The following is a 23,787-nucleotide window of genomic DNA, read 5'->3' as shown; positions in this document are numbered from 1 at the left end:
TTATCATAACTTTAAATACGGGATAGAAAGAAACGATAACTATTTTTTATAAAAACAAAGTCTATCTATTTTGTAGACTAATAAATAAATTTTACATTTGCACCCTGTAAAAACATAAATGTTATCAAAATTCTAAACTATGAAAAATAAGAAAACTATTCTTTCGGCCTCTGTTTTATTTTTCCTCGGTGTATTTACTTATGGACAGGAAAAAGACAGCATAAAAACAAATAAAGACAGCATAAAGACCAATAATGTTGAAGAAGTAGTCGTACTGGGTTCAAGAGCCGGTGCCAGATCCAAAACAGATAGTCCGGTTCCTGTAGATGTATTTAATGTTAAAGAATCTTCTATTATCCTTCCACAAACCAATATTGGACAAATTCTGAATGCGGTTGCCCCTTCATTTACTTCCACCATTCAGACCAATTCAGATGGAACAGATCACCTGGATCCTGCACAGTTGAGAGGCTTGGGACCTGATCAGGTTTTGGTCTTGGTTAACGGAAAAAGAAGGCATACTTCAGCACTGGTAAACGTAAACGGAACACCTGGAAGAGGAACTGTTGGTACAGATTTGAACGCCATTCCTTCTTTTGCTTTAAACAGAATTGAAGTATTAAGAGATGGAGCGGCTGCACAATACGGATCTGATGCCATTGCCGGTGTTATTAACCTGGATCTTAAAAGAGATACAGGGAAGTTGGCAGGGCAGATCAGCTATGGCGGAAACCTTACGCCAACGGCTAATGATCATACCGGAGATTTTGACGGCCAAAATATCCAGCTGGATTTGAACTATGGAAATAAAATCGGAACCAAAGGAGGATTTTTTAATATTACATGGTCTTCACAATTCAGAAATCCGACGTATAGAGCAGGAACAGAAAGTGGTCCTATTTACAACGCTTACAATGCCATTGAACAGCGTGCATTGAATGACGGAGTGAACCTTTCTTCTCTTTTTACGAATATTAACAATACACCTAACTCACAGCAGCTTGTGAATTATATTCATCAGTATGCACAGAATGTGAGCTATTTTTCTCAGGATTTACAAAATTCAATCCAGGGAGCGAATACCATTTCTGCACTACAGAATGTTTTGAAATCTGCCAATTTTACCAGAGATCAGCTTAATTATTTTACGGATCAGGAGCTGGCTTACCGAGGACAGACCAGAAAGGACTTTAATATGCAGGTAGGGCAGTCTAAACTTAACAATCACCAGCTTTTTGTGAATGCAGAAATCCCTGTAAGTGACAACTGGAAAGTATATACTTTTGGTGGTTATAGTATAAGACACGGAACTTCCGGAGGTTTTTACAGAAGACCAAGTGAAAGCAGAACTTTTACAGGATTGTATCCTAACGGTTATCTTCCACAGATCGGAACAGATATTCAGGATATTTCATTAGCAGCGGGAATTAAAGGAAACTGGGAAGGCTGGAATATTGATTTCAGTAATACGTACGGACAGAATTCATTTACCTATAATATTCAGAATACAGGAAATACCTCTTTGCGTTTTGCTTCACCAAGGGAGTTTAATGCAGGTGGTTTAAGATTTTCTCAAAATACGATCAATTTAGATTTTTCTAAGAAATATGATGTATGGGAAGGAATCAATGTAGCCTTTGGAGGTGAGCACCGTTATGAGAATTTTAAAATTACCCAGGGAGAAGAAGCTTCTTATGCGACCTATGATGTTTCTGGAAATGTCTGGAACGGAAATTCTGTAAGACCTACAGATTTTTTCGGAGCATTGCTTCCGGGAGGATCGCAGGTATTCAACGGGTTTAAACCTGGAAATGCAGTCGATAAAAACAGACAGTCGGTAGCAGCGTATGCAGATGTTGAATTCAACTTTACCAATTGGTTATTGGTAGATGCAGCGGCGAGATATGAAAACTATTCGGATTTTGGGTCTACATTCAATTATAAACTAGCTTCAAGAATCAAGGTTGCCCCTAATTTCAATGTAAGATTTGCGGGATCTACAGGATTCAGAGCACCATCTATCCACCAGATCTATTATAATGTAACCTCTACGTTGTTCACCAATAATCAACTGTTGGAAGTAGGAACTTTCAGCAATGATTCTCAGCTCGCAGGGCTTTTGGATATGCCAAAGCTGAAGCAGGAAACTTCCAAATCAGCAAGTGTAGGATTTACTTACAGAATTCCTTCGGTCGGTCTTAGCTTTACAGCAGACGGGTATTTCACGAGAATTGATGACCGTATTATTCTTACAGACCAGTTCTTAAAAGCAAGCGTTCCTCAGAAAGCACAGGAAGCTTATGATCAGTTAGGAATCAATGCTGCGCAATTCTTTACGAATGCTATTGATACGGAAACAAAAGGTTTAGATGTTGTGATTTCACACAATGCCAGATTCTCAGAATTTAAGTTGGATAACAACTTTGCTATCAATCTTAATAAAACAAAACAGGTTGGGGATATCCATTCTGCAGGTCTTCTGCAGTCGCCACAATTAGAGAAAGTATATTTTTCTGAGAAATCAAGAGTGTATCTGGAAGAAGCTGTACCTAGAGTAAAAGCAAGTCTTTCGCATACGCTTTCATGGAAGAATGCCACTTTCTATCTGAGAAATACTTACTTCGGAAAAGTAACAGGCGCTGATATTATTGATGTAAACGGAGACGGAATCATTGATTTTAACGAACACCAGCAGATCGGAGATAAGATCATTACGGATTTATCTGCTGCTTATCAGTTTACTAAAAATGTAGGACTGACTTTAGGAGTAAACAATTTGTTTGATATCTATCCAACGAAAAACCTTCCCGCTTCTACTAATAATGATCAGTTTATCTATTCCCGTTCCACTTCTCAGTTTGGACAGAATGGTAGATATGTCTTCGCAAGACTTAATTTTAATTTTTAAATAAATCAAAATATAGTGCTTATAAAAAAACAGTTCAGAATTTCTGAACTGTTTTTTCTTTATTTAATGACTGCCTTTATCTTTCCACAAGTTCTTTCACTGGTTCACCATAATGGTCAATTTCAGTTGTTTTGATTTGAAGCAGCTGATACCACTTTCTGAAAGCTCCTGCAAATACAATAAGCATCAGAACCATGGCTGTTACTGCTAAAGTTGCCAGTAAATACTGTCCTTTAGGAATGTAAATGGCGGTCACCTGAATATAACCCGCCCAGAAGGTAATTCCAGCCATGAATACACCCGGAATAGCCGAGCATAAAGCATATTTTCCCCTGTTCATTCTGATCAGCATCGTTGTACAGACGATAAGCCCACAGGCTGCCAGCAGTTGGTTACTGATTCCAAATAACGGCCAGATACTGTTTACATTTCCGGTATATACCAGATATCCCCAGGCAAAAGTGAAAAGAAGACTGCTGATAATGATTCCCGGAATCCAGTTTTTATCATTAAACTTTGGAACTACGGACCCCAGCATTTCCTGTAAAAAGAAGCGTCCGACTCTGGTTCCGGCATCAATGGCTGTAAGAATAAATACCGCTTCAAACATAATCGCGAAATTATACCAATACGCGGTAAGCTGATCCATATACGGGATTTTATTAAAGATATGGGCCATTCCCACGGCCAGAGATACTGCACCTCCGGTTCTGCCATACAGATCAATACCTATTTTCTGGGAGTAATAATCAATATCCACTCCGTGCAAAGAAGGATGCGCTGCCAGAAATGAATCATAGGCTTCTTTGGGCGTGTTGATGGCAAAATAATCACCCGGCATCAGTGTACAGGCTGCGATAAGCGCCATTAATGCGACAAAACCTTCTACCAGCATGGCTCCGTAACCAACAAAAAGAATTTCTCTTTCTTTATTAAGCATTTTCGGAGTGGTTCCCGTAGCAATCACCGCATGGAACCCGGAAATCGCTCCGCAGGCAATTACAATGAAGATAAAAGGAAGTACCGGACCGCCAATAATAGGGCCGCCGCCATTAACAAATGCTGTGATAGCCGGCATCTGTATCGTTGGATGGATAACGATTACCCCTATAGCCAGCATAATAATAGTTCCGATTTTTAAATAAGTTGAAAGATAATCTCTTGGAACCAAAAGAAGCCATACCGGCAATACAGAAGCAATAAAACCATAGAGAGGAATCGCTATAGAAATCGTTTTAATATCCCAGGAAAATAAACCATTCATCGTAGGATTCTGCATCAGAGTGTGTCCACCAATAATCCCTGCAATCAGAAGAATTCCTCCCAAGATACTTGCAAAAAGTACACTGTTCTTTTTATAGCGCATAATCAGCCCCATAATGATGGCAATAGGCATCGTAATGATTACTGTAAAAAGAGACCATGAAGCTTCATGCATCGCGTTGATGCAAGCTAAAGATAGACCTGCCAGTGTAAGAATCAAAATGAAGAGGATCGCAAAACCTGCTACCGTACCCGTTGCTTTCCCGATTTCTTTGGAAGCAATCGTGGCTAGACTTTGCCCTTTATGTCTCACTGAAGCAAAAAGAACAATCATATCATGAACCCCACCTCCCAGTACGCATCCTATCAATATCCATAAAGCTCCCGGAAGATATCCGAACTGTGCAGCAAGAACAGGTCCTACCAAAGGCCCGGCAGCAGCAATAGCTGCAAAATGATGCCCGAAAAGTACATTTTTATTGGTAGCCACATAATCTTTACCATCTGCAAATTCTACAGCAGGTGTTGTATTCCCGTCATTAAGCCGGAGAACTTTATTGGCAATGAAAATACCGTAAAAACGGTAAGCTATCGCAAAAAGAAGAACAGATACAAAGATGAGCGTAAGTGCATTGATATTGTTTAAAGATTCCATACTGCTTATTTTTGTTGATAAAAAATTAAACTATTGGTGTTTTTGTTGTTAATAATTTAAACAATAGCCAAGGTAATTAATTCTCAATGAAAAAGTAATAATATGTATATCAATCTAGCAAATTTGTATTTGTTCTTTATGTTATTAATTTGATTTATAGGATTTTGTGTTGTGCTCTGATAGATAAATATATATCTTATTTCTTTTGTGAAAGAACAAAATCTACCATCTTATCTGTAAGTTGGTCCAGATAAGCTTTATCAGTAGTGCCAAAGCCATGCACTCCGCCATCAACGACGATCAGGGAGTTCTGTATTTTGGCTCTGTTTAATTTTCTGTGGAGCTTTTTAGACTGGCTTAAAGGAACAATTTTATCATTATTCCCCTGGACAATTAAAGTTGGAACTCCTCCGGAAACAAAATAGACAGGGGAAATCGTTTTAAGATAATCAATAGCGCTGTCCTGATCTTTTCTGATATTATATCCGGAAATTCCTTTGACAAGATTTTCCTGTAAACCGACAATTTTTTTAGACATTAATCCGATCATTCCCACCGGAATTGTTCCTAATCTTGTATGGAAAAGTTTGTTGAGGTCTGCAGGGCCATAATGATCAATCACATAATTCACTTTAGCCGAATAAGAGGAAAGTTCAGGATTACCCAGATAAGTATTGTCTGGTGTATAGGCTGCCATCAGAGAAAGATGGGCTCCGGCTGAAGCCCCGAAAAGTCCGATATTGTTGGTGTCAAGGTTATATTTTTCAGCATTTTTTCTTACCCATCTTATGGCATCTTTGGTATCTTCCAACGGCATAGGAAAATGAATGCTGTCACTTAAAAGCGTATAATTGATACTGATCACCGCATACTGTTTGTCTATTAGTTTTTTTACAGTTGTTTCAAGATAATTATCTGCATTTACCACTTTGTCACCTTCTACCCATCCGCCTCCATGAACGTAGATCAATACCGGAAGTTTTTCAGTGGTGGCATTCTTGGGTGTATAGAGATCAAGAGCGAGAGGTTTGCCCTTTCTGTTTGTTTTGTACACGATATCTTCGGAAACTGTTGCAATTTCAGGAAGTAATGTACTTTTTACAGCAGAAGGTTTGTTTGGTCTTAATGGTAGGTCTTGTGAAAAAAATAAATTTGTAAAGCTTAAAAATAAAATAAAAAACAGGTTTGTGAAAAACCTGTATGTTGATATGTTGTTGATGTGTAATTTCATAATAAATTTTTAAGGAGTGTTATTTTACTAACTCCTCAAAAAGCTTACCAAAAGTGGCATTCAGATCCTTTGATTTTCCCGGATGAGGTCTTGAGGTCTGTACGACAGAACTTCTTACCGCTGTCAGCCATCGGAAACGTTCCGGAATATCAAGCAATGCAATAGGACCGCCATCTTTCTCACCGTTAGCAATTTTTTGAAAGCTTTCCAGATTGTGGATGATATCATCGTAATCCAGTTTGCTGTGCATCAGCTTGAATTTGTCCGGACACAAATAGAATTCCACTCTGATGAATTTTTCCTTCTTGGAAAACATCACCAGTCCGATATTGAAAAATTCTTCTCTTTCAACTTTAGGTACCAGGCGTATTACCGCATATTCATATATTTTATCCTCTTGCATTTTTCGCTTCGTTTACAAAGATTTGAGAATTTTCTAATCTGGTTTTCATAAATTGAAAATAGATCTCACGGATTTCTTCCGGTGTTTCGTCGGCATCATTCCAGTGCAGCCAGTCTTCAGGAATCATATTCACAATGTCTCTGAAAAGAGTATCATTCAAAACTTCATGAGCAAACTTATCAGCTTCGTCAAGCATTTTGGCCTTAGGAAGAAGCACATGATCTTTCACATATTTGAAAGGCGTTTTAGCCGCTGCATCAAAATTCTGCCAGGAGTGGTGGAAGTAGAATGAAGCACCATTATCGATGATCCAAAGTTCTTTATGCCACATCAGCATATTGGTATTTTTAAAAGTACGGTCGATGTTGGTAATATATGCATCCAGCCATACTATTTTTGAGGCCAGAAGCGGATCCACACTTACTCCCGGGTCATAGGTGATAGATCCGGAAAGATAATGCAGTCCAAGATTCAGTCCTTCGGAAAACTTAAGAAGATCCTGTATTTCCTCATCGGCTTCCGTTCTTCCGAAATCAGCATCAAGATTAACGAAAACAAGTTCAGGAATTTTAAGTCCCAAAGCTTCGGTAATTTTCCCGCCCAACAGTTCGGAGATCAGCATTTTTACCCCATGGCCTGCACCACGGAATTTTAATACATATTTGAAATCATCATCAGCTTCTGCCAGAGCCGGAAGAGATCCTCCTTCTCTCAGTGGCAGAATGTAACGCATCACGGTTACAGTTCTTAAATTCTGCATGATGCAAAAATATGCTATTTTTAGAAACTTTGACTTGACTTTTAGTAAAAGAAATAAGGAATTAAATACCGGGAAACATAGTTTTTTTCATAAATTACCATTTTAAAAGGAAAGAAAAATTTGTTATGAATCTGATTACCGAAAAGAATGTATACCTGGAAAATAAAGAAACAAAAGGTTTTCTTGCTGATATTTTTTATCCGGCTACGGAAAAAAAACTTCCCCTGATTATATTTGTTCATGGATATAAAGGGTATAAAGATTGGGGCGCCTGGAACCTGATGGCTGAAAAGTTTGCGGAAGCAGGTTTTTTCTTTGTCAAGTTTAATTTTTCACATAACGGAACAACAACAGAAGATCCGTTTAACTTTGGAGACCTCGAAGCTTTTGGAAATAATAATTATTCTAAAGAACTTTCTGACCTTGGAGTAGTGATTGATCATTTCAGTAAAGATCCTCATGTGGATGATGAAAAGATTGTACTGATCGGACACAGCAGGGGAGGAGGAATATCTATTATCAAAACTTTTGAAGATGAAAGAATCAACGGTTTGATTACATTGGCCAGTGTTGACACATTAGATCGTTTTCCAAAAGGAGAAGCTTTTGAGAACTGGAAGAATAATGGAGTGTATTATGCGCTGAACGGCCGTACAAAACAGGAAATGCCTCATTATTATCAGTTTTATGAAGACTATGAAAAGGATATTCACCGTTTTGATGTAGAACGAGCTACAGAAATGGCTAAGGCTCATATGCTGATTATTCATGGAACAGAAGATGAAGCGGTAGAAGTAAAACAGGCAGAACATCTTCATATTCTCCATCCCAATTCTGAATTGTTTCTGATTGAAAATGCCAACCATACTTTCGGGGCAAAAGAACCATGGGAAGGAAATGATTTACCAAAAGATCTCAATACTGTAACTGAAAAATGCATTGATTTTATCAAAGAAAAATTGAAATAAAACGTTTAAAACTACGTTATTATATAGTAACCACCATACAATATAATTATGAAAAAAATTATTGCAGGCGCATTTGCGCTTTCATTATGTGTTGTTTCATGTAAAAAAGAAACAAAAACAGAATCATCTGTAAGCAGTGATACTTTGGCAACGGTAATTCCTAAGGATTCCGCAACAACTCCAAAAACAGATTCAGCAGCAACTGCAGCTCCTTCTGCTCCTGCTCCGGATAATGTTATTACCAAAAACGTTGGGAAATATCCTCATGATATTAAATTCTTTGAAGATAAAGGTATTTCAGAAAGACTTAAAAAGCTTACTGGTGCTCAGTATGATGAGATGGTAAAGAATTTCAATGTGGAAAGTCCTGTTGTATCAGAAAATGGAATCTACAAACTGACAGGATGCAAACAGCACGACTGTCCGGGATACGCGACAAGCATCTATTACGATGCTAAAAATGATAATCTGAACGTTTCCATAGATAAAAACGGCAAGGTAACAGAATTTGCTGAAAAAGGGAAAATTACGGTCTCAGAATCGCTGAAAGCAAAATAAGAAAGTAAGTGAGAAGCTGGAAGATAATAGTATTCAGTATCTATTGAAATCAAAATGGAACTATTTTCCAAAGGGTATTAATTTGGACAAAAAGCTATTCATAAGACTTTATATACTTCCAGCTTCTTACTTCCAGCATAAAAAAATAAGCCTGAAATTTCAGGCTTATTTTTTTATTTAATAGTGAGTAAAACCCACGCTTCTTCCACTTTGCTTTCCAGAAGTAACTTCTGTGCGTTGAGATGAATATTTTCATCAGCATGAAAGTCACCTTCAGGCAACACTTCCGTATTGGCAAGCATTCCAAGGTCATTTCCTGTAAAGACTTTACTGTATTTGATAGAATCTGGCAGCAGATCAAAACCGATTCCTTTTGTTACCAAAGGTTTAGGTACTTCAAAAAGACTGTTTTCATTGCTTCTGGAATACCAGTTGCTGCCTAAACGGGCTACCATATCCAGTTTTTTCTGATCCAGATTTCCGGCTTCATTCAGATATTCTTCCCTGATATGGATTTTCTGAACTTCACAAATTACCAGATTTCCTGCACCGCCCTGATCTCCCAATGATTTTACTTCTAAAACTTTGCATTCAAAGTTAACAGGACATTCTTCAATAAGTTTAGGCTGTACAAGATCTGCATCTTTCATGGTAAGACCGGATTTGATAAACTCATTCACTCCGGTTTCGTATTCTGTAGACGCTAAAGAGATCTGTTGTACAATCGGAAAATTGACTGTTCCGATGACCACTTCCGGTACTTCAAGAACATTTTCCAGCGTATGTTTTGTAGTATTGTCACGAACCCTTCTCGATGGTGAAAAAATCAAAATCGGAGGAACCGTACTGAACATATTAAAAAAACTGAACGGAGATAAGTTATTATTACCGTCTTTATCTACCGTAGAAGCCAATGCAATGGGACGTGGTGACACGGCGGTCTGCATGATGGTCTGTAGTTGTACGGAGGTTATCTCGGAGGGGATTACTGTTTTCATATTCTATTTAACCACAAAAGGCACAAAAGTTTTAAGTAAAATACTTTTAATCATTAAAGTTTAAAAAAGCATATCGTAATATTGATTTACAAAGGTTTCTTGCCCTTCGTGATATAGATTTTTCACATTAAAATTGACTAAAATGCCTTTGGGTTTCTTCATTAAGTTAATATAGTTAAGAAGTTGAGCTCTATGAATATCATTAAGCTTCACAACTGACTTTAATTCTACCACAATTAGGTCTTCAATTAAAAAGTCACAAAAGAAATCACAGTTAATTTCTTTTCCTTTGTAATGTACAGGAACTTTCAATTCAGATTTAAAATTAATATTTCTTAATCTAAATTCTTCTTCCAGACATTTATGATATACGCTTTCCAATAAACCAGGCCCTAAAATTTTGTGAACTTCTATACAAGCACCATTTATTTTATAGGTAAGATCTGTTAAAAATGATTGCGTAATCATAAATTCTTTTGTGACTTTTGTGGTAAAAAAATTAAAGTGCTGGAATAATTTTACCGGAAACTTCACCGAAACCTACTCTCACACCGTCTTTTTCAGCCCAAGCTTTCATGGTAACCGTATCATTGTCTTCAATGAATTTTCTTTCTTCTCCGTTGCTTAATGATAAAGGATTTTGTCCTCTCCATGTAAGTTCAAGCATAGAGCCGAAAGATTTCGGATCACTTCCCGAAATAGTTCCGCTGGCATATAGGTCACCTACTTCCACATTGCATCCGTTTACGGTGTGATGTGCCAGCTGTTGGGTCATATTCCAGTACATGTGTTTGTAGTTGCTTTCGCAGATCAGGTTTTGATCTCCGTTTTCAGGCTGGATATATACTTCAAGGTTGATATCGTAATTTTTATCACCTTCAAATTTTAAATAGTCTAAAACCTCAGGATCCTGCACCGGGGAAGCGGTTCTGAACGGCTCCAAAGCTTCAAGGGTAACTACCCATGGAGAAATGGATGAACCGAAGTTTTTCGCAAGGAAAGGCCCTAGCGGAACATATTCCCAGGATTGGATATCTCTTGCAGACCAATCGTTGAAAACGACCATTCCGAAGATGGCATCTTCAGCGTCTTTAGTAGAAATACTTTCTCCCATCTCTGTATTTTTATTGATGATGAAAGCCATTTCCAGTTCGAAATCCAGTTGTTTAGATGGTCCGAAAACCGGTTTATCTGCATCTGCAGGTTTTGTCTGACCTTTCGGACGATTGATCTCCGTTCCGGAAACTACGATAGAGGATGCTCTTCCGTGGTAACCTACCGGTAGATGTTTCCAGTTGGGTAATAAAGCGTTTGCCGGGTCACGGAACATTTTTCCTACGTTGGTAGCATGTTCGATGCTGCTATAGAAGTCAGTATAGTTCGGGATGTGAACAGGCATCATCATTTTTACTTTATCCAGGTCATAGAAAGCCTCTTCAATAGTTTTCTGATCTTTTGATAAAGTGGATCCTTCCAGTAATAGGGTTTGGATTTTAGTACGAACAGCATTGGTAACAGGCTTACCCAGCTCGATAAATTCGTTAATGGTATACGCTTCAAAAACATTGTCGTCTAATCCTTCAATATCTTCAAAATATCCAAGATCGTACAAGGTAGCAAGATCAATGACCTGATCTCCGATTCTGGTACAGCATCCGATATATTCTTTGTTAAAAACTGCGACTCCGAAAGGAATATTGTGTATAGAAAAATCCGAATTTGAGGAATAGTCTACAAATGATTTCATAAGTTTAGATTTTGGTTAGATTCAATATCATCCGGAGAATTCCCCGGAACATTTATTTGGTCTTTTTTGAGTAAGAGGCTTCATCAATCCATCTGTCTCTGGTATTGACATCGATGAGGTATAAAATATTGTCCTGTTGTGTCAGCAGTAAAGTCTTCGTGACAGGCATTGGGATTTTTTTGTTTTCAAGCATGTCTGCCCGTAAAGAAATAATATTTTTTTTCCTGATGATATCACCGGTAAAAACATTGGAACTGCTTTCTCCAGTTGCTTTATCATCGAAAACTTCTACATACGTGGCATTATTTCCTTTGATGATAATAAAGTCCCGTTCCGTATGATCGGCTTCATCTTTAATGAAAACAAACTTTTTGTTATCAATATTTACATTTTCAAGATGCTGATTGATGCCTTTTCTTTGCTCAAGTCGGTTAAGGATTTCATTCAAAGTTCCATATTGAGCTTTAAGCCCTAAGGTTCCCAGAAGGAAAATCCCGATAAAAAGTTTTCTCATATACTGTGTTTTATAAAAAAGTTTTGCCAGAATACAGTATTCTGACAAAACTTATATTTTATTGTAAAATTAAAGATTACCTCTTCTTTCCTGTTCTCTTTCTAATGCTTCGAATAACGCCTTGAAATTTCCGGCACCAAAACTTTGCGCACCATGTCTTTCAATAATTTCGAAGAATAGAGTAGGGCGGTCTTCTACAGGCTTCGTAAAGATCTGTAATAAATACCCTTCTTCATCATGATCAATAAGTATACCTAACTCCTGAAGTTTTTTAAGATCTTCATCAATATGACCTACTCTTTCAGGAACCATGTCGTAATAAGCTTCCGGTGGAGCAGAAAGGAATTCAACACCACGTTTCTTCAATTCAGTTACGGTGTGGATGATATCTTTCGTCGCTACAGCAATGTGCTGTACCCCTTCTCCTTCATAGAAATCAAGATATTCTTCTACCTGAGATTTCTTTTTACCTTCTGCAGGTTCGTTGATCGGGAATTTTGCATATCCGTTTCCGTTTGACATTACTTTAGACATCAGTGCAGAATATTCTGTGTTGATCTGCTTATCATCAAAAGAAAGGATGTTTACAAATCCCATTACTTTTTCATACCATTCTACGGTCGGGATCATTCTGTTCCAGTCAACATTTCCTACACAGTGGTCTACGTATAATAACCCTGCTTCTTCAGGCTTATAATCACTTTCCCACTTTTCATAACCAGGCATGAAAGCTCCGTTATAATTTTTTCTTTCCACAAACATGTGAACGGTTTCTCCATAGGTGTAGATACCGGACATTCTTACCTCACCCTGCTCATCAGTTAACGTTACAGGCTCTAAATAAGGTTTTCCTCCTCTTTTAGTTGTTTCTTCGAAAGCTGCATAAGCGTCATCTACCCAAAGTGCCAAAATTTTTACTCCGTCACCATGTTTTTTTACGTGCTCACTGATAGGAGAGTCAGATTTAAGTCCCGTCGTTAATACCAATCTGATTTTTCCCTGTTGAAGCACATAAGATGCACGGTCTCTTACTCCTGTTTCAGGACCCGCATAAGCTACAGACTGAAAACCGAAAGCGGTTTTGTAATAATGGGCAGCCTGTTTTGCATTTCCTACATAAAACTCAATATAATCTGTACCATTAATTGGTAAGAAATTTTCTGCTTGAGCTATTTTCTCGGCAAATGTAAGTGTTGACATATTTTCTCTTTTACTTTTATTTTATTGGTATGCAAATTACAAAATTCTTAGACATTGCGAAAATATTCCCCCGGATTCATTGAATATATTTAACATAACGTTAAAGAAGAGTTTACTTAAGTATATTTAAGTTTCATAAGTTTAAAATCGTCTGCCTACATTTGTTATACAAAAAGACAAGTGAAAAAAAAATATTTCGAAACATGAAAGCCGTAGATTTCTCTGCGGCTTCTTATTTTAGATTGTTTCAATTTTTCGGTTGAGCATTCCTGCGTCGGGATTATAATTATCCCATATCTTCCAGGTATCATTTATTTTTCGGATAAAATAGATCTGGGTACTGAGTTGATTCACGAAATGCTCTTCGCCGGTTTCTCCAACTTTGAACAAAAGGTTCCAGAACTCCTGAGACTCCAGTATTTTTTTGTCCGGTTCGTCTGTGACAACGTGAATATCAAATACTTCGTAATTGGATCTGTTGTTTTTTGTAACCAGGTGAAAATCTTTATCACACAACTCTTTACTAAACTGTGAAGCTCTTTCCAGAAAAGGAGAGTTGTCAAATACCAGACCTTTTAAAAGTTCGGTATTGTGAGTCGGAAACAGCTTATAAAATTCAAAAACGGCAGCACAGTAATCATACACCATCTGTGTAAGATAGGATTGGTCATCGGTTCCCTCATCATTCTCTTTTCTGTACCTTACCGTAAGGATGTAATCATTAAGATCTTTATATCCTAAAAAGATACAGATTTTATCCAGTGTTTTTAAAAATCTGAGATCACTGTGGGTTTTATCCTGATAATCGTTTTCAAAAAAGCGTTGAAGGGTAACATGGGAAATGGTATTTCCGATTTCAAATTTTTTTCCTCCCTTCAGTTCTTCAGCCTCAGAGAGTTCATCTTTGATAATTTCGGAAAGAATAATATAGTGGCTTCTCTTCCATTCATTCACATTCCCCAAAACAGAATTCCTTACCTTGGAATGTTTTACAATTTCGTCTCGTATCGAATTATATATAGTTTTCAATTTCCTTGTTTTTGAATGAATTTTATCAAATATACTGCCAAAATATTAATGTTTTTTTATGTTTTAGGGATGTACAGTTCAGAATTTGTTTTAAATAATTAGTTTCAAAAACAGTTTTTTATGCTTTATGATTTGATTCTCAATGTTTAAATCTTTCAAAGGCCGCTCTCTCCAGCATCTCTCTGTCATCAGGATGAGCAATGCTGATAAGCTCCTGTGCTCTCTGGCGAAGATTTTTTCCGTACAGATAGGCAGTTCCGTATTCAGTAACGACGTAATGAATGTGACCTCTTGTTGTTACTACGCCAGCTCCCTGTTTAAGGAAAGGAACAATTCTTGAAACTCCCTTTTTGGTTCTGGCCGTAATGGCAATGATGGGCTTTCCGTCATCACTTAAAGCTGCACCACGCATAAAGTCCATTTGTCCTCCGATTCCGCTGTACTGAAGTGTTCCGATAGAGTCGGCACAAACCTGTCCTGTAAGGTCTATTTCAATAGCAGAATTGATGGCTACCATCTTTTTGTTTCTCATGATATTGATCGGGAAATTGACTTCACTTACATCCCTGAAAGCAAAAACGGTGTTATCATCCACATAATCATAGAGTTTTCTGGTTCCGAAGCAGAAGCTTGTAATGGTTTTATTATCGTTGTACCCTTTATATTTGTTGTTGATTACGTCATTCTGAATTAAATCAATAACACCGTCGCTCAGCATTTCTGTATGAATTCCGAGGTCTTTGTGATTGGTAAGGCATTTCAGAACCGCATCAGGAATGGTCCCGATACCCATCTGAAGAGTAGACCTGTCTTCAATAAGTTCAGCAACATTCTTTCCAACAAGCATTTCCTCAGGCCCAACTTTTGAGCCATAGTCTACCGTTGGAAGTTCCTCTTCATGCCAAACCAGTTTGTGGATTCTGCTGATGTGGATCATCCCGTCTCCATGGGTTCTCGGCATTCTTGGATTAACAATGGCCACAATGATTTTTGCCGTATCTACTGCTGCTCTGGCAATATCTACAGAAGTTCCCAATGTGCAGAAACCATGTCTGTCCGGAGGAGAAACGGTTACCAGGGCCACATCAAGGGGTAAAATATTTTTTCTGAATAAAATAGGAATTTCGCTTAAGAAAACAGGAACAAAGTCTCCGCGGTCAGAATTCACAGCATCGCGCACAGGCGTTGAAACAAATAAAGAATTGATGAAAAAACTGTCTTTGTATTGTGGTTTTGCAATTTCTACATTTCCCTGCTGGGTAATGGAAACCATTTCCACATTTTGCAGCCGGCCGGACTGTCTTGCCAGCTCATCAATCAAATAATTCGGTGTACAGGCACTGCCGTGAAAAAACACACGGTTTCCGCTTTTTATCATATATATTGCTTCTTCTGCGCTGATGTAATTATTCATATTTTGTTTTTTTTAAAATGTGTTCAATGTATTTTAAATCTCATAAAAATACCGCTCTCCTTTCAAAGATAATCTTTATAATGTTATATTCATATAAATATTTTGAGGATATTGAACAGATTTTTGTCATATGAATAAACCCATTTTGATTTAAAATAAGAAGGACCAAATGCATTGGCATTCAGTCCTTTCGTTTTATTTTCTGTTTTGATGTAAATCTTAATTAGCAGTTTCTACAGCTGTTTTCTGTTTCATGCTTCCGGTTTCTACAAATCGTAGATGCCAGCTGAAGGCTTCCTGTAATAAATGAGGAGTATGACCTCCTTTTTCGCAGGCTCTGTCGAAATAAGATTGCAATTCTTCTTTATAATCCGGGTGAACACAGTTGTCAATGATTTTCTGGGCTCTTTCTCTTGGCGCAAGCCCTCTTAAGTCAGCTAATCCAACATCTGTTACCAGAATATCAACATCATGTTCCGTATGATCGGTATGAGAAACCATTGGAAGCACGTGAGAAATATTGTTGCCTTTTGAAGCAGCCTGAGTTACGAAAATACTTAAATAAGCATTTCTTGCGAAGTCTCCGGAACCTCCGATTCCATTCATGATTTTGGTTCCTCCGATATGAGTGGAGTTTACATTTCCATAGATATCGAATTCAATGGCGGTGTTGATGGCGATCACTCCCAATCTTCGGATCAGTCCCGGTGTATTGGAAATATTCTGAGGTCTTAAAACAAACTTGTCTTTATATTTTGAAAGGTTTCCTAATACTCTTTCATAGCATTCCTGAGAAACGGTAATGGATGATGCCGAAGCAAAACTTAGCTTACCGGAATCGATCAGATCAAATGTACTGTCCTGAAGTACCTCAGAAAACATGGTAAGATCATAAAAATTACTGTCTTTGAAACCTGTCAGAACAGCATTGGCTACTTTACCGATACCAGCCTGAAGAGGAAGTAAACGGTCTGTGAGACGACCTAAAAGAACTTCATTTTCAAAGAATGCCAGAAGGTGTTTAGCGATAGCGGTAGTTTTTTCATCCGGTTCTGCAATATCTGCCGGACTGTCTTTGCGGTTAGTAAAAACAATGGCTTCAATTTTATCGGGGTCAACGGGAATGCTTTTTCTTCCGATTTTATTCCAAGGAGCTACAATTGGGATAACATTTCTGTAAGGATAATCTTCTGCCTGGTAAATGTCATGGATTCCATAAACTTCTTCAGGAACTTCGGTATTGATTTCAATAATAACCTTTTTAGCCAAAGCCGCAAAAGTCACAGAATTTCCCACAGAGGTGGTAGGAACAATACTTCCGTCTCTTTCAATATAAGCAGCCTCAATAATGGCCACATCAATGCTCTGAAGGTTTTTAGTGTGAAGAAGCTCTGCACTTTCGCTTAAATGCTGGTCGATGAAGAGAATTTCACCATTGTTGATTTTGTTCCTTAGAATAGGATCTACCTGGAAGGGCATTCTTTTTTTCAGGACGTTGGCTTCTGCCAGTTTTCCATCGGTACCGTGGCCTAGTGAAGCTCCCGTCATTAAAGTGACTTTAAGGTCTTCGGTTTTTCCTCTTTCAGCCAGTGCCGGCAAAATGGCTTTGCTGTCACCTGCCTTTGTAAAGCCGCTGGACCCAATAGTCATACCGTCTTTGATAATTTTTACTGCATTTTCCGCGGTGGTTACTTTGTCGCGTAGACTTTCTAATCTGATTCTTTCTAACATGTAATATTGATTTTGTTTTAAACCACCATTACTTAGGATGCGTCATGAAAAATAATGATGGTCAATATGTTTAACCATACCTTACAAATTTACGAAAAAAGACGCTTTAAATAAAGGATTTAAAGCGTCTTTTGTATGTATTCAGTAATACTTTTTGATATGAACTTAATAGACTTTTTTAATATTAAAATAAATCTATTTGAATTTTTAACCACAAAAGTCACAAAAGCTTGGTTAAATACTTTTGTTTAATGAAAAGGCAGTATTAATACTGCATAAAGTTCACATTAGAGGAAAATCTTCGATTTTCAAAACTTTTGTGCTCTTTATAATTAATAAAGATTCACCTATAAACTTTTAGCATTTATATCTTTTGTGACTTTTGTGGTTGATAGTAAAGTTTAAAACTGTTTTAATTGTAGACTATTCTAACCATGAAGTTTTATAAGATGGATCTTCCACTTTTAAAGCTTCTTCTGTAATTTTTAACGGACGGAAAGGGTCAACCATTACTGCATATTCTTCTGTGAATTTTTTTCCGATACTTCTTTCCATAGCACCAGGGTGAGGTCCGTGTACAATTCCTCCCGGGTGAAGGGTAAAGTCCATCAAATCAATATGGTTACGGCTCATAAAATCACCTTCTGTGTAGAACAATACCTCATCAGAATCAATATTGGAATGATTATAAGGTGCCGGAATCGCCTGTGGATGGTAGTCATACATTCTTGCGCAGAATGAACATACTACGAAATTGTGTCCTTCAAAATTCTGGTGAACCGGTGGCGGTTGGTGAATTCTTCCGGTAATCGGCTCAAAGTTTTTAATATTGAATTTATAAGGATAGAAATAGCCATCCCAGCCCACCACATCAAACGGGTGTGTTGCATAGATGAAATCTGTAATCTGATTTTCTTTTTTTACTTTAATCAGGAATTCTCCTTTTTCGTCAACGGGTTCTTTGAAAGTAGGAGCAATTATGTCTCTCTCACAGAATGGAGAATGTTCCAGAAGCTGCCCGAATTCATTTCTGTATCTTTTCGGAGTATAAATAGGAGAGTGACTTTCCAGTACGAAAAATACAGTATCATCAGACTTCAGTTCCACCTGATAGATAGTTCCTCTCGGAATAATAAGATAATCTCCTGTTACGAATTCAAGATCACCTACAAATGTTTTTAAAATTCCCGTTCCGTTATGAACGTACAAAAGCTCATCACATTCCGCATTTTTGTAGAAATAATCCATCGAATTTCTAGGTTTTGCCAATCCCATTTTCAGGTCGTTGTTCATCAAAAGGATTTTTCGGCTGTCCAGAAAATCGTTTTCAGGAGTTACATTCATTCCCTTAAACATTCTGGGAGTAATGTTTTTTTCCACTGCGATCTTAGGAGTCACATCTTTCGGCTCACCGATAGATTTGATCTGTGTAGGGCGGTGGATATGATATAACAGAGAAGAAATACCATGGAAGCCTTCTGTACCGAAAAGCTGTTCATAGTAAAATTTATCTTCAGGAGACTTAAAGATCGTATGTCTTTTTGGTGGGATATTTCCCGATTGATGATATCTCATTTTACTTTCGTATGTAGTTTCTCAAATTTAATCATTTTTCATGAATTGGCTCAATCTATATTTTTATGCAAAGTTTTGTATTTGAAAAATAATTGTTAGATTTGTCTAACAATTTTAATTTCATGAAGCGAATATTATTTTCTATTACTTTTTTATCTACCTATTGCTTTGCACAGGAGATGGACAGTTTGAGTTTACAGCAGACTAAAAGTCAGGATTCTGCAAAAGTTATGAAGAGGGAATTTAAGACCAGTACCATTGAAGATGTAGTGGTTACCGGAACCATAAAACCGATGAGCAGGTCGAAAAGTCCTGTCGCTGTAGAGATTTATAGTCAGAAATTTTTCCAGAAAAATCCTACTCCCAGTATTTTTGAGGCCATTGCCATGGTGAATGGAGTAAAACCTCAGCTGAACTGTTCTGTGTGCAATACGGGAGATATTCACATCAACGGACTGGAAGGGCCTTATACCATGATCCTGATTGACGGAATGCCGATTGTAAGTTCACTTTCCACCGTATATGGATTAAGCGGAATCCCCAATAGTCTGGTAGACAGAATTGAAGTTGTAAAAGGTCCTGCGTCTTCTATCTATGGCTCTGAAGCGATGGGAGGTGTGATCAATATTATTACCAAAAATGCTTTGACTGCTCCTAAACTGAGTGTTGATATGATGACCAGTACCTGGAGTGAAAATAACCTGGATCTTTCCACAAAGTTCAATGTTGGAAAAAAGGCCGCTTCATTATTAAGTTTAAATTATTTCAGTTTTCAGGAGAGGATAGATCAGAATAAAGATAATTTTACAGATGCTACGCTGCAAAGCAGGATTTCGGTTTTTAACAAATGGAATTTTAAAAGAAAGGAAAACAGACAGGCAAGTTTTGCCATGAGGTATCTGTATGAAGACCGCTTTGGCGGTGAAATGCAGTGGAATAAATCTTTCCGTGGCAGTGATGAAGTATACGGAGAAAGTATTTATACCAACAGGGCAGAGATTTTCGGATTGTACGAATGGCCCATGAAAGAGCATATCGTGACTCAGTTTTCTTATAATTATCATGATCAGAATTCTTTTTACGGATCAAATCCCTTTAATGCCACGCAAAAGGTAGCCTTTGTACAGACGTATTGGGACAGAAGCTTCGGGAAGCATGATGTTACTGCCGGGATTACTTTTAAAAGAACATTTTACGATGATAATACCCCGGGAACACTCGATGCGGACGGAATTACCAATGCACCGATGAAATCTCCTATCTGGGGCACCTTTATTCAGGACCAGTGGGAGATCGACGATAAAAATACCTTGTTACTTGGGTACAGATACGATTATGATAAAGTGCACCATTCCGTACATTCACCAAGGTTTGCATGGAAATTTAACCCTAATCCTTATCACACTTTGCGTTTCAATTTTGGAACAGGGTTCAGAGTGGTTAATTTGTTTACGGAAGATCATGCTGCTTTGACAGGTTCAAGGGAAGTGGTGGTAAAATCTGACCTGAAACCGGAAAGATCCATCAACGGAAATCTGAATTATATCTGGAAAATTCCTGTAGGAAACCGAATGGTGAATCTCGATGCGTCGGCATTTTATACGTATTTCAGTAATAAAATCGTGGGAGATTTTGATTCGGACCCTGATAAAATTATTTATGACAATCTTCATGGGTACGGAATTTCACGGGGAGCTTCCCTGAATGTGGATTTTAGCTTTCAATTCCCTTTTAGTGTCAATCTGGGAATAACGTATCTGGATGTCTATCAGAAATTTGATAATGAAAATCAAAAAACACAGCAATTGCATGCTCCGAAATGGAGTGGTACTTATAATCTGACATATAAGTTCGCCAATAATCTGACCATCGATTTTACAGGACAATTCTACGGACCCATGAGGCTTCCTGTTCTGGTAAACGACTACCGTCCTGAATATTCACCGTTTTATTCTCTGGCCAATATTCAGGTGTCTAAGAGCTTTAAATCCGGATTTGAAGTGTATTGCGGAATAAAAAACCTATTCAATTTCAGACCTAAAGATCCTTTGATGAGACCGTTTGACCCGTTTGATAAATATGTTGATGATCCTGTCAACAATCCTAATCACTATACTTTTGATACGGCATACGGTTACGCCCCGATGCAGGGAATCAGAGGATTTCTGGGTGTAAAATATACTTTGAAATGAAAAAAATAGCTTTATTTTTAATGTTAGTGCCCTGTTTTTATCTGTCTCAGATGAAGACAGGCACTTTTTCTGATCTTGAGGTTCAGCAGAAAGAAAATCCTAAACCGGTTGTGATCCATCTATATACAGATTGGTGTGCGGTCTGTAAGATTGAGTCTTTCCGTATGAATAAAGATAAAGAGTTGGTGAGTATGATCAATGATCACTTTTATTTTATCAACTTTGAGGCAGAGAAAACGAAGGAGACCATTCATTTTCAGAACCAGGATTTTGAATATCTGCAGAATGGAAATTCGGGAATTCATGAGCTGACGCTGGCATTGTCAAAAAATAAAAATCAGCCTGTTTATCCTTTGTGGATATTTCTGGATAAGCATCAGAATCTGGTGTATTATCAGGAAGGGCAGATGACGACTGAAAAAATGAAGCAGAAACTGCTGGAGATTTCTGCTTTGTGAGTTGTCCTTTGTTGGAAAACGCAAAGTCGCAATTTTTTCTTTTTTATCTGTTTTTAAGACGCGAGGATTTTATCTTCGATAAAATTATATATTTCTAATACTTTATAAATAATTCCTGGCTGAAAATCTTTGATTTTCTTGCGCCTTAAAAACAATACATTAATTATTTTTCCTTGCGTCTTTGCGTTTTTCCAACAAATTAAATTTCTGCATCAATCAAAACCGCCAGCTGAATGCAAGGCTCGTCAGAACGGTTGCTCCATGCATGATTCGTTCCTCTTTGAATAACAACGTCGCCAGGTTTCAGAAGCGTTTCTCCTTCTTCCATGATAAGGTAAAGCTCGCCTGAAAGGATGATAATATAATCCAGTGTTAGCGTTTGATGCATCATCGGATGAGGTTCGTTCTTTTTCCATTCTATGCCTAAATTTTTATCGGGAGGAACAACGACATACCGGAAGTAAGTTCCATTTTTAGGAGTCTGTGGAAATCCCAGGTTGGGAATTCTGGCTTCAAAATCCAGACTTGCAGGCATTGTTTGCGTATTCCATATATCTGAAATGATAAGTCCCGGAAAATGTTCTACAGCATTTTCAACCTGCTGGTCTTCTATAATAACGGATTTTCCATCTTTAATTCCTGTAACAATTCGTCGTGGTATTTTATTCATCATTTCTCATGATAAGTTTATGACCCTGAGTCTGATTATTTTTTAATAGAGAATGCGCCTTCAGAACAGTTTCTAAAGAAAGGTTTCCTATGATTTTATGTTGAGGAGGAAGGATCGTTTCGTTTTCAATGAGTCTTTTTATTTCTAATAAACTGTTTTTATAATACTCATATTTTTTAATCATTCCGTAAGTGTAATTGGAAATATTCATAATCAGAGTTCCTTTGTTGAACAGCATTTCATGAGCTTCTTTTGTTACCAAAGCCGTGACATCCACATAAGTTCCGTTGATTTTCAAAACTTCTGCAGTCACTTCCGACATATAGTTTCCAACCAGATCAATTCCATATTCGAAAGGCTGGTTATTATTGGCTTTTAAAATATTTTGGATAAGATTCTCTTCTTTATAGTTGATGATCTGATGTTCTTTTAAACCCAGTTTAAGAAGGATCTGTCTGTTTTCTTCACTGCCCACTGTGGTTGTGATCTGTCGAATATTATGTGCTAATAAAAGTTTGATCAGAAATGAACCGACTCCTCCGGTTGCTCCTGTTACCAAAACTGTATTTTCGGGGTTTAATTTCAAACGGTTAAAGATCTGTAAAGAAGTAAGCCCTGCTGAAGGAATGGCAGCCGCCTGTTCAAAAGAAATATTTTTTGGTTTAAAGGAAACAATGGCTTCAGGAACTGCAATATATTCAGCGTAAGTGCCGTTGCTTCCCATGGAACCGCTGCCACAATAGACTTCATCTCCAATATTGAATTCTTTAACTTCTGAACCTTTACCCACTACAATTCCGGATAGTTCTCTTCCTAATATCGGGGAACTGATCAGTTTCCGTTCCAATTCATTTTCCAGCATCTGATAATCGATGGGGTTGAAACCACTTGCTTTAATCTGAATTAAAACTTCATTGCTTTTGGGTTTTGGCTGTTCTGCAAATCCGTCTTCCAGCTTTCCGTTCTTATTTAAAATAACTGCTTTCATACTTTAAAATTTGATACACAAATGTAAAGCGGGAATAGTTTATATTTGCTACTAGTTAACCAATGGTAACTAGTTACCTTCATGAAACTATTATGGCAAAAATCATTGAAAACGGCATTGAAAGAGAAGCCAGCTGCACAGAGGAATTGTTCGCGATGCGGGACAGTCTGGACGTTTTAGGAGGAAAATGGAAACTGATGATTTTACGATATCTGACGAACAGACCAGATCAGAAGATTCATTTTAAGAAACTGGAGCGAAGTATTGAAGGAATCTCTGCGAAAATGCTGAGCAAAGAATTAAAAGAACTGGAAACGAATCTCCTGATCACCAGAACCATTCAGGATACAAAGCCGATTACGGTAACGTATGCAGTGACTGAGTACGGGAAATCTGTATTTCCGGTCACAGAAACATTGGTGAATTGGGGGATCATTCATCGTGAGAAAATCAAAGAATCAATGGGATCGTTATGAGATATTGAAAAACGCAAAGACGCAACAATTTTCTTTTAAATATGCCTTA

At 37.6% G+C, this 23,787-nt stretch carries 21 protein-coding genes; 6 read left to right on the top strand and 15 right to left on the bottom strand.

The window, feature by feature from the left end; translation table 11 throughout:
• Nucleotides 1-139 precede the first annotated feature (139 nt).
• Complete coding sequence (locus tag LIV57_RS17580; protein ID WP_227943653.1) at nt 140-2,908, top strand: TonB-dependent receptor plug domain-containing protein; 2,769 nt, start codon at nt 140-142, stop codon at nt 2,906-2,908.
• A 76-nt stretch (nt 2,909-2,984) separates the two neighbouring features.
• Here LIV57_RS17580 and LIV57_RS17575 read toward each other — a convergent pair whose 3' ends face one another.
• The 4 genes from LIV57_RS17575 to LIV57_RS17560 form a co-directional block, all read right to left on the bottom strand.
• The gene (locus tag LIV57_RS17575; protein ID WP_227943652.1) at nt 2,985-4,826 is read right to left on the bottom strand and encodes a carbon starvation protein A; all 1,842 of its coding nucleotides are present in this window, start codon (nt 4,824-4,826) and stop codon (nt 2,985-2,987) included.
• 196 nt (nt 4,827-5,022) lie between these two features.
• Entirely contained in the window at nt 5,023-6,057 is a 1,035-nt protein-coding gene (locus tag LIV57_RS17570) for an alpha/beta hydrolase (protein WP_227943651.1), read from the bottom strand.
• 19 nt (nt 6,058-6,076) lie between these two features.
• Nucleotides 6,077-6,460 (bottom strand): DUF3037 domain-containing protein, encoded by a 384-nt coding sequence (locus tag LIV57_RS17565; RefSeq protein ID WP_227943650.1) that lies wholly within the window; start codon nt 6,458-6,460, stop codon nt 6,077-6,079.
• Complete coding sequence (locus LIV57_RS17560; RefSeq protein ID WP_227943649.1) at nt 6,447-7,220, bottom strand: HipA family kinase; 774 nt, start codon at nt 7,218-7,220, stop codon at nt 6,447-6,449. The genes LIV57_RS17565 and LIV57_RS17560 overlap by 14 nt, the downstream gene beginning before the upstream one ends.
• 125 nt (nt 7,221-7,345) lie before the next feature.
• Between LIV57_RS17560 and LIV57_RS17555 the strand changes: the two genes are divergently transcribed.
• Both LIV57_RS17555 and LIV57_RS17550 read left to right on the top strand, forming a co-directional pair.
• Nucleotides 7,346-8,188, top strand: a complete 843-nt coding sequence (locus LIV57_RS17555) for an alpha/beta hydrolase family protein (protein WP_227943648.1) — start codon at nt 7,346-7,348, stop codon at nt 8,186-8,188.
• Nucleotides 8,189-8,236: 48 nt separating this feature from the next.
• Nucleotides 8,237-8,746 carry a hypothetical protein gene (locus LIV57_RS17550; protein ID WP_227943647.1) on the top strand — a complete coding sequence of 170 codons (510 nt, stop codon included), beginning with the start codon at nt 8,237-8,239 and terminating at the stop codon, nt 8,744-8,746.
• Between the two features lie 173 nt (nt 8,747-8,919).
• On the opposite strand, the gene LIV57_RS17545 is transcribed toward LIV57_RS17550, so the two are convergent.
• From LIV57_RS17545 to LIV57_RS17505, 9 genes are all read right to left on the bottom strand, one after another.
• Entirely contained in the window at nt 8,920-9,744 is an 825-nt protein-coding gene (locus LIV57_RS17545; protein ID WP_227943646.1) for a flavin reductase family protein, read from the bottom strand.
• A 60-nt stretch (nt 9,745-9,804) separates the two neighbouring features.
• Nucleotides 9,805-10,212: a GxxExxY protein gene (locus tag LIV57_RS17540; RefSeq protein WP_227943645.1), complete on the bottom strand. Its 408-nt coding sequence runs from the start codon at nt 10,210-10,212 to the stop codon at nt 9,805-9,807.
• Between the two features lie 31 nt (nt 10,213-10,243).
• Nucleotides 10,244-11,491 carry a fumarylacetoacetase gene (gene fahA, locus LIV57_RS17535; protein WP_227943644.1) on the bottom strand — a complete coding sequence of 416 codons (1,248 nt, stop codon included), beginning with the start codon at nt 11,489-11,491 and terminating at the stop codon, nt 10,244-10,246.
• A 52-nt stretch (nt 11,492-11,543) separates the two neighbouring features.
• On the bottom strand, nt 11,544-12,005 hold the full coding sequence (locus tag LIV57_RS17530; protein ID WP_137905145.1) for a hypothetical protein: 462 nt from the start codon (nt 12,003-12,005) through the stop codon (nt 11,544-11,546).
• Nucleotides 12,006-12,074: 69 nt separating this feature from the next.
• Nucleotides 12,075-13,205 carry a 4-hydroxyphenylpyruvate dioxygenase gene (gene hppD, locus LIV57_RS17525; RefSeq protein ID WP_202843296.1) on the bottom strand — a complete coding sequence of 377 codons (1,131 nt, stop codon included), beginning with the start codon at nt 13,203-13,205 and terminating at the stop codon, nt 12,075-12,077.
• A 237-nt stretch (nt 13,206-13,442) separates the two neighbouring features.
• Nucleotides 13,443-14,234: a hypothetical protein gene (locus LIV57_RS17520; protein WP_202843295.1), complete on the bottom strand. Its 792-nt coding sequence runs from the start codon at nt 14,232-14,234 to the stop codon at nt 13,443-13,445.
• Between the two features lie 139 nt (nt 14,235-14,373).
• Nucleotides 14,374-15,648: an acetyl-CoA hydrolase/transferase family protein gene (locus LIV57_RS17515; RefSeq protein WP_227943643.1), complete on the bottom strand. Its 1,275-nt coding sequence runs from the start codon at nt 15,646-15,648 to the stop codon at nt 14,374-14,376.
• A 219-nt stretch (nt 15,649-15,867) separates the two neighbouring features.
• Nucleotides 15,868-17,379 carry a succinate CoA transferase gene (locus LIV57_RS17510; RefSeq protein WP_227943642.1) on the bottom strand — a complete coding sequence of 504 codons (1,512 nt, stop codon included), beginning with the start codon at nt 17,377-17,379 and terminating at the stop codon, nt 15,868-15,870.
• Between the two features lie 423 nt (nt 17,380-17,802).
• Entirely contained in the window at nt 17,803-18,954 is a 1,152-nt protein-coding gene (locus LIV57_RS17505) for a homogentisate 1,2-dioxygenase (RefSeq protein WP_227943641.1), read from the bottom strand.
• Nucleotides 18,955-19,076: 122 nt separating this feature from the next.
• On the opposite strand from LIV57_RS17505, the gene LIV57_RS17500 reads away from it, so the two are divergent.
• The gene (locus LIV57_RS17500) at nt 19,077-21,146 is read left to right on the top strand and encodes a TonB-dependent receptor plug domain-containing protein (RefSeq protein ID WP_227943640.1); all 2,070 of its coding nucleotides are present in this window, start codon (nt 19,077-19,079) and stop codon (nt 21,144-21,146) included.
• Nucleotides 21,143-21,604, top strand: a complete 462-nt coding sequence (locus LIV57_RS17495) for a thioredoxin fold domain-containing protein (RefSeq protein WP_227943639.1) — start codon at nt 21,143-21,145, stop codon at nt 21,602-21,604. Before LIV57_RS17500 ends, LIV57_RS17495 begins: the two co-directional genes overlap by 4 nt.
• A 199-nt stretch (nt 21,605-21,803) precedes the next feature.
• Here LIV57_RS17495 and LIV57_RS17490 read toward each other — a convergent pair whose 3' ends face one another.
• Both LIV57_RS17490 and LIV57_RS17485 read right to left on the bottom strand, forming a co-directional pair.
• Nucleotides 21,804-22,277 carry a cupin domain-containing protein gene (locus LIV57_RS17490; RefSeq protein WP_227943638.1) on the bottom strand — a complete coding sequence of 158 codons (474 nt, stop codon included), beginning with the start codon at nt 22,275-22,277 and terminating at the stop codon, nt 21,804-21,806.
• Complete coding sequence (locus LIV57_RS17485; RefSeq protein ID WP_227943637.1) at nt 22,267-23,262, bottom strand: NADP-dependent oxidoreductase; 996 nt, start codon at nt 23,260-23,262, stop codon at nt 22,267-22,269. The genes LIV57_RS17490 and LIV57_RS17485 overlap by 11 nt, the downstream gene beginning before the upstream one ends.
• Nucleotides 23,263-23,354: 92 nt before the next feature.
• Here LIV57_RS17485 and LIV57_RS17480 point away from each other — a divergent pair, with 92 nt between their 5' ends.
• Nucleotides 23,355-23,738: a winged helix-turn-helix transcriptional regulator gene (locus LIV57_RS17480; protein ID WP_227943666.1), complete on the top strand. Its 384-nt coding sequence runs from the start codon at nt 23,355-23,357 to the stop codon at nt 23,736-23,738.
• Nucleotides 23,739-23,787 lie beyond the last annotated feature (49 nt).

The organism is Chryseobacterium sp. X308 (assembly GCF_020733145.1).
In the GTDB taxonomy this organism is placed as follows: Bacteria; Bacteroidota; Bacteroidia; order Flavobacteriales; family Weeksellaceae; genus Chryseobacterium; species Chryseobacterium cupriresistens.
Note: the sequence above shows the minus strand (reverse complement) of the source record. Positions and strands in the feature narration are given on the sequence as shown.

Excerpts from the sequence above, each read along its gene's own strand:
- LIV57_RS17570 (WP_227943651.1), bottom strand. The coding sequence starts at position 6,057 with ATGAAATTACACATCAACAACATATCAACATACAGGTTTTTCACAAAC.
- LIV57_RS17480 (WP_227943666.1), top strand. The coding sequence starts at position 23,355 with ATGGCAAAAATCATTGAAAACGGCATTGAAAGAGAAGCCAGCTGCACA.
- LIV57_RS17560 (WP_227943649.1), bottom strand. The coding sequence starts at position 7,220 with ATGCAGAATTTAAGAACTGTAACCGTGATGCGTTACATTCTGCCACTG.
- fahA (WP_227943644.1), bottom strand. The coding sequence starts at position 11,491 with ATGAAATCATTTGTAGACTATTCCTCAAATTCGGATTTTTCTATACAC.
- LIV57_RS17580 (WP_227943653.1), top strand. The coding sequence starts at position 140 with ATGAAAAATAAGAAAACTATTCTTTCGGCCTCTGTTTTATTTTTCCTC.
- LIV57_RS17495 (WP_227943639.1), top strand. The coding sequence starts at position 21,143 with ATGAAAAAAATAGCTTTATTTTTAATGTTAGTGCCCTGTTTTTATCTG.
- hppD (WP_202843296.1), bottom strand. The coding sequence starts at position 13,205 with ATGTCAACACTTACATTTGCCGAGAAAATAGCTCAAGCAGAAAATTTC.
- LIV57_RS17550 (WP_227943647.1), top strand. The coding sequence starts at position 8,237 with ATGAAAAAAATTATTGCAGGCGCATTTGCGCTTTCATTATGTGTTGTT.
- LIV57_RS17575 (WP_227943652.1), bottom strand. The coding sequence starts at position 4,826 with ATGGAATCTTTAAACAATATCAATGCACTTACGCTCATCTTTGTATCT.
- LIV57_RS17505 (WP_227943641.1), bottom strand. The coding sequence starts at position 18,954 with ATGAGATATCATCAATCGGGAAATATCCCACCAAAAAGACATACGATC.
- LIV57_RS17540 (WP_227943645.1), bottom strand. The coding sequence starts at position 10,212 with ATGATTACGCAATCATTTTTAACAGATCTTACCTATAAAATAAATGGT.
- LIV57_RS17530 (WP_137905145.1), bottom strand. The coding sequence starts at position 12,005 with ATGAGAAAACTTTTTATCGGGATTTTCCTTCTGGGAACCTTAGGGCTT.
- LIV57_RS17500 (WP_227943640.1), top strand. The coding sequence starts at position 19,077 with ATGAAGCGAATATTATTTTCTATTACTTTTTTATCTACCTATTGCTTT.
- LIV57_RS17545 (WP_227943646.1), bottom strand. The coding sequence starts at position 9,744 with ATGAAAACAGTAATCCCCTCCGAGATAACCTCCGTACAACTACAGACC.
- LIV57_RS17515 (WP_227943643.1), bottom strand. The coding sequence starts at position 15,648 with ATGAATAATTACATCAGCGCAGAAGAAGCAATATATATGATAAAAAGC.
- LIV57_RS17490 (WP_227943638.1), bottom strand. The coding sequence starts at position 22,277 with ATGATGAATAAAATACCACGACGAATTGTTACAGGAATTAAAGATGGA.
- LIV57_RS17510 (WP_227943642.1), bottom strand. The coding sequence starts at position 17,379 with ATGTTAGAAAGAATCAGATTAGAAAGTCTACGCGACAAAGTAACCACC.
- LIV57_RS17565 (WP_227943650.1), bottom strand. The coding sequence starts at position 6,460 with ATGCAAGAGGATAAAATATATGAATATGCGGTAATACGCCTGGTACCT.
- LIV57_RS17555 (WP_227943648.1), top strand. The coding sequence starts at position 7,346 with ATGAATCTGATTACCGAAAAGAATGTATACCTGGAAAATAAAGAAACA.
- LIV57_RS17485 (WP_227943637.1), bottom strand. The coding sequence starts at position 23,262 with ATGAAAGCAGTTATTTTAAATAAGAACGGAAAGCTGGAAGACGGATTT.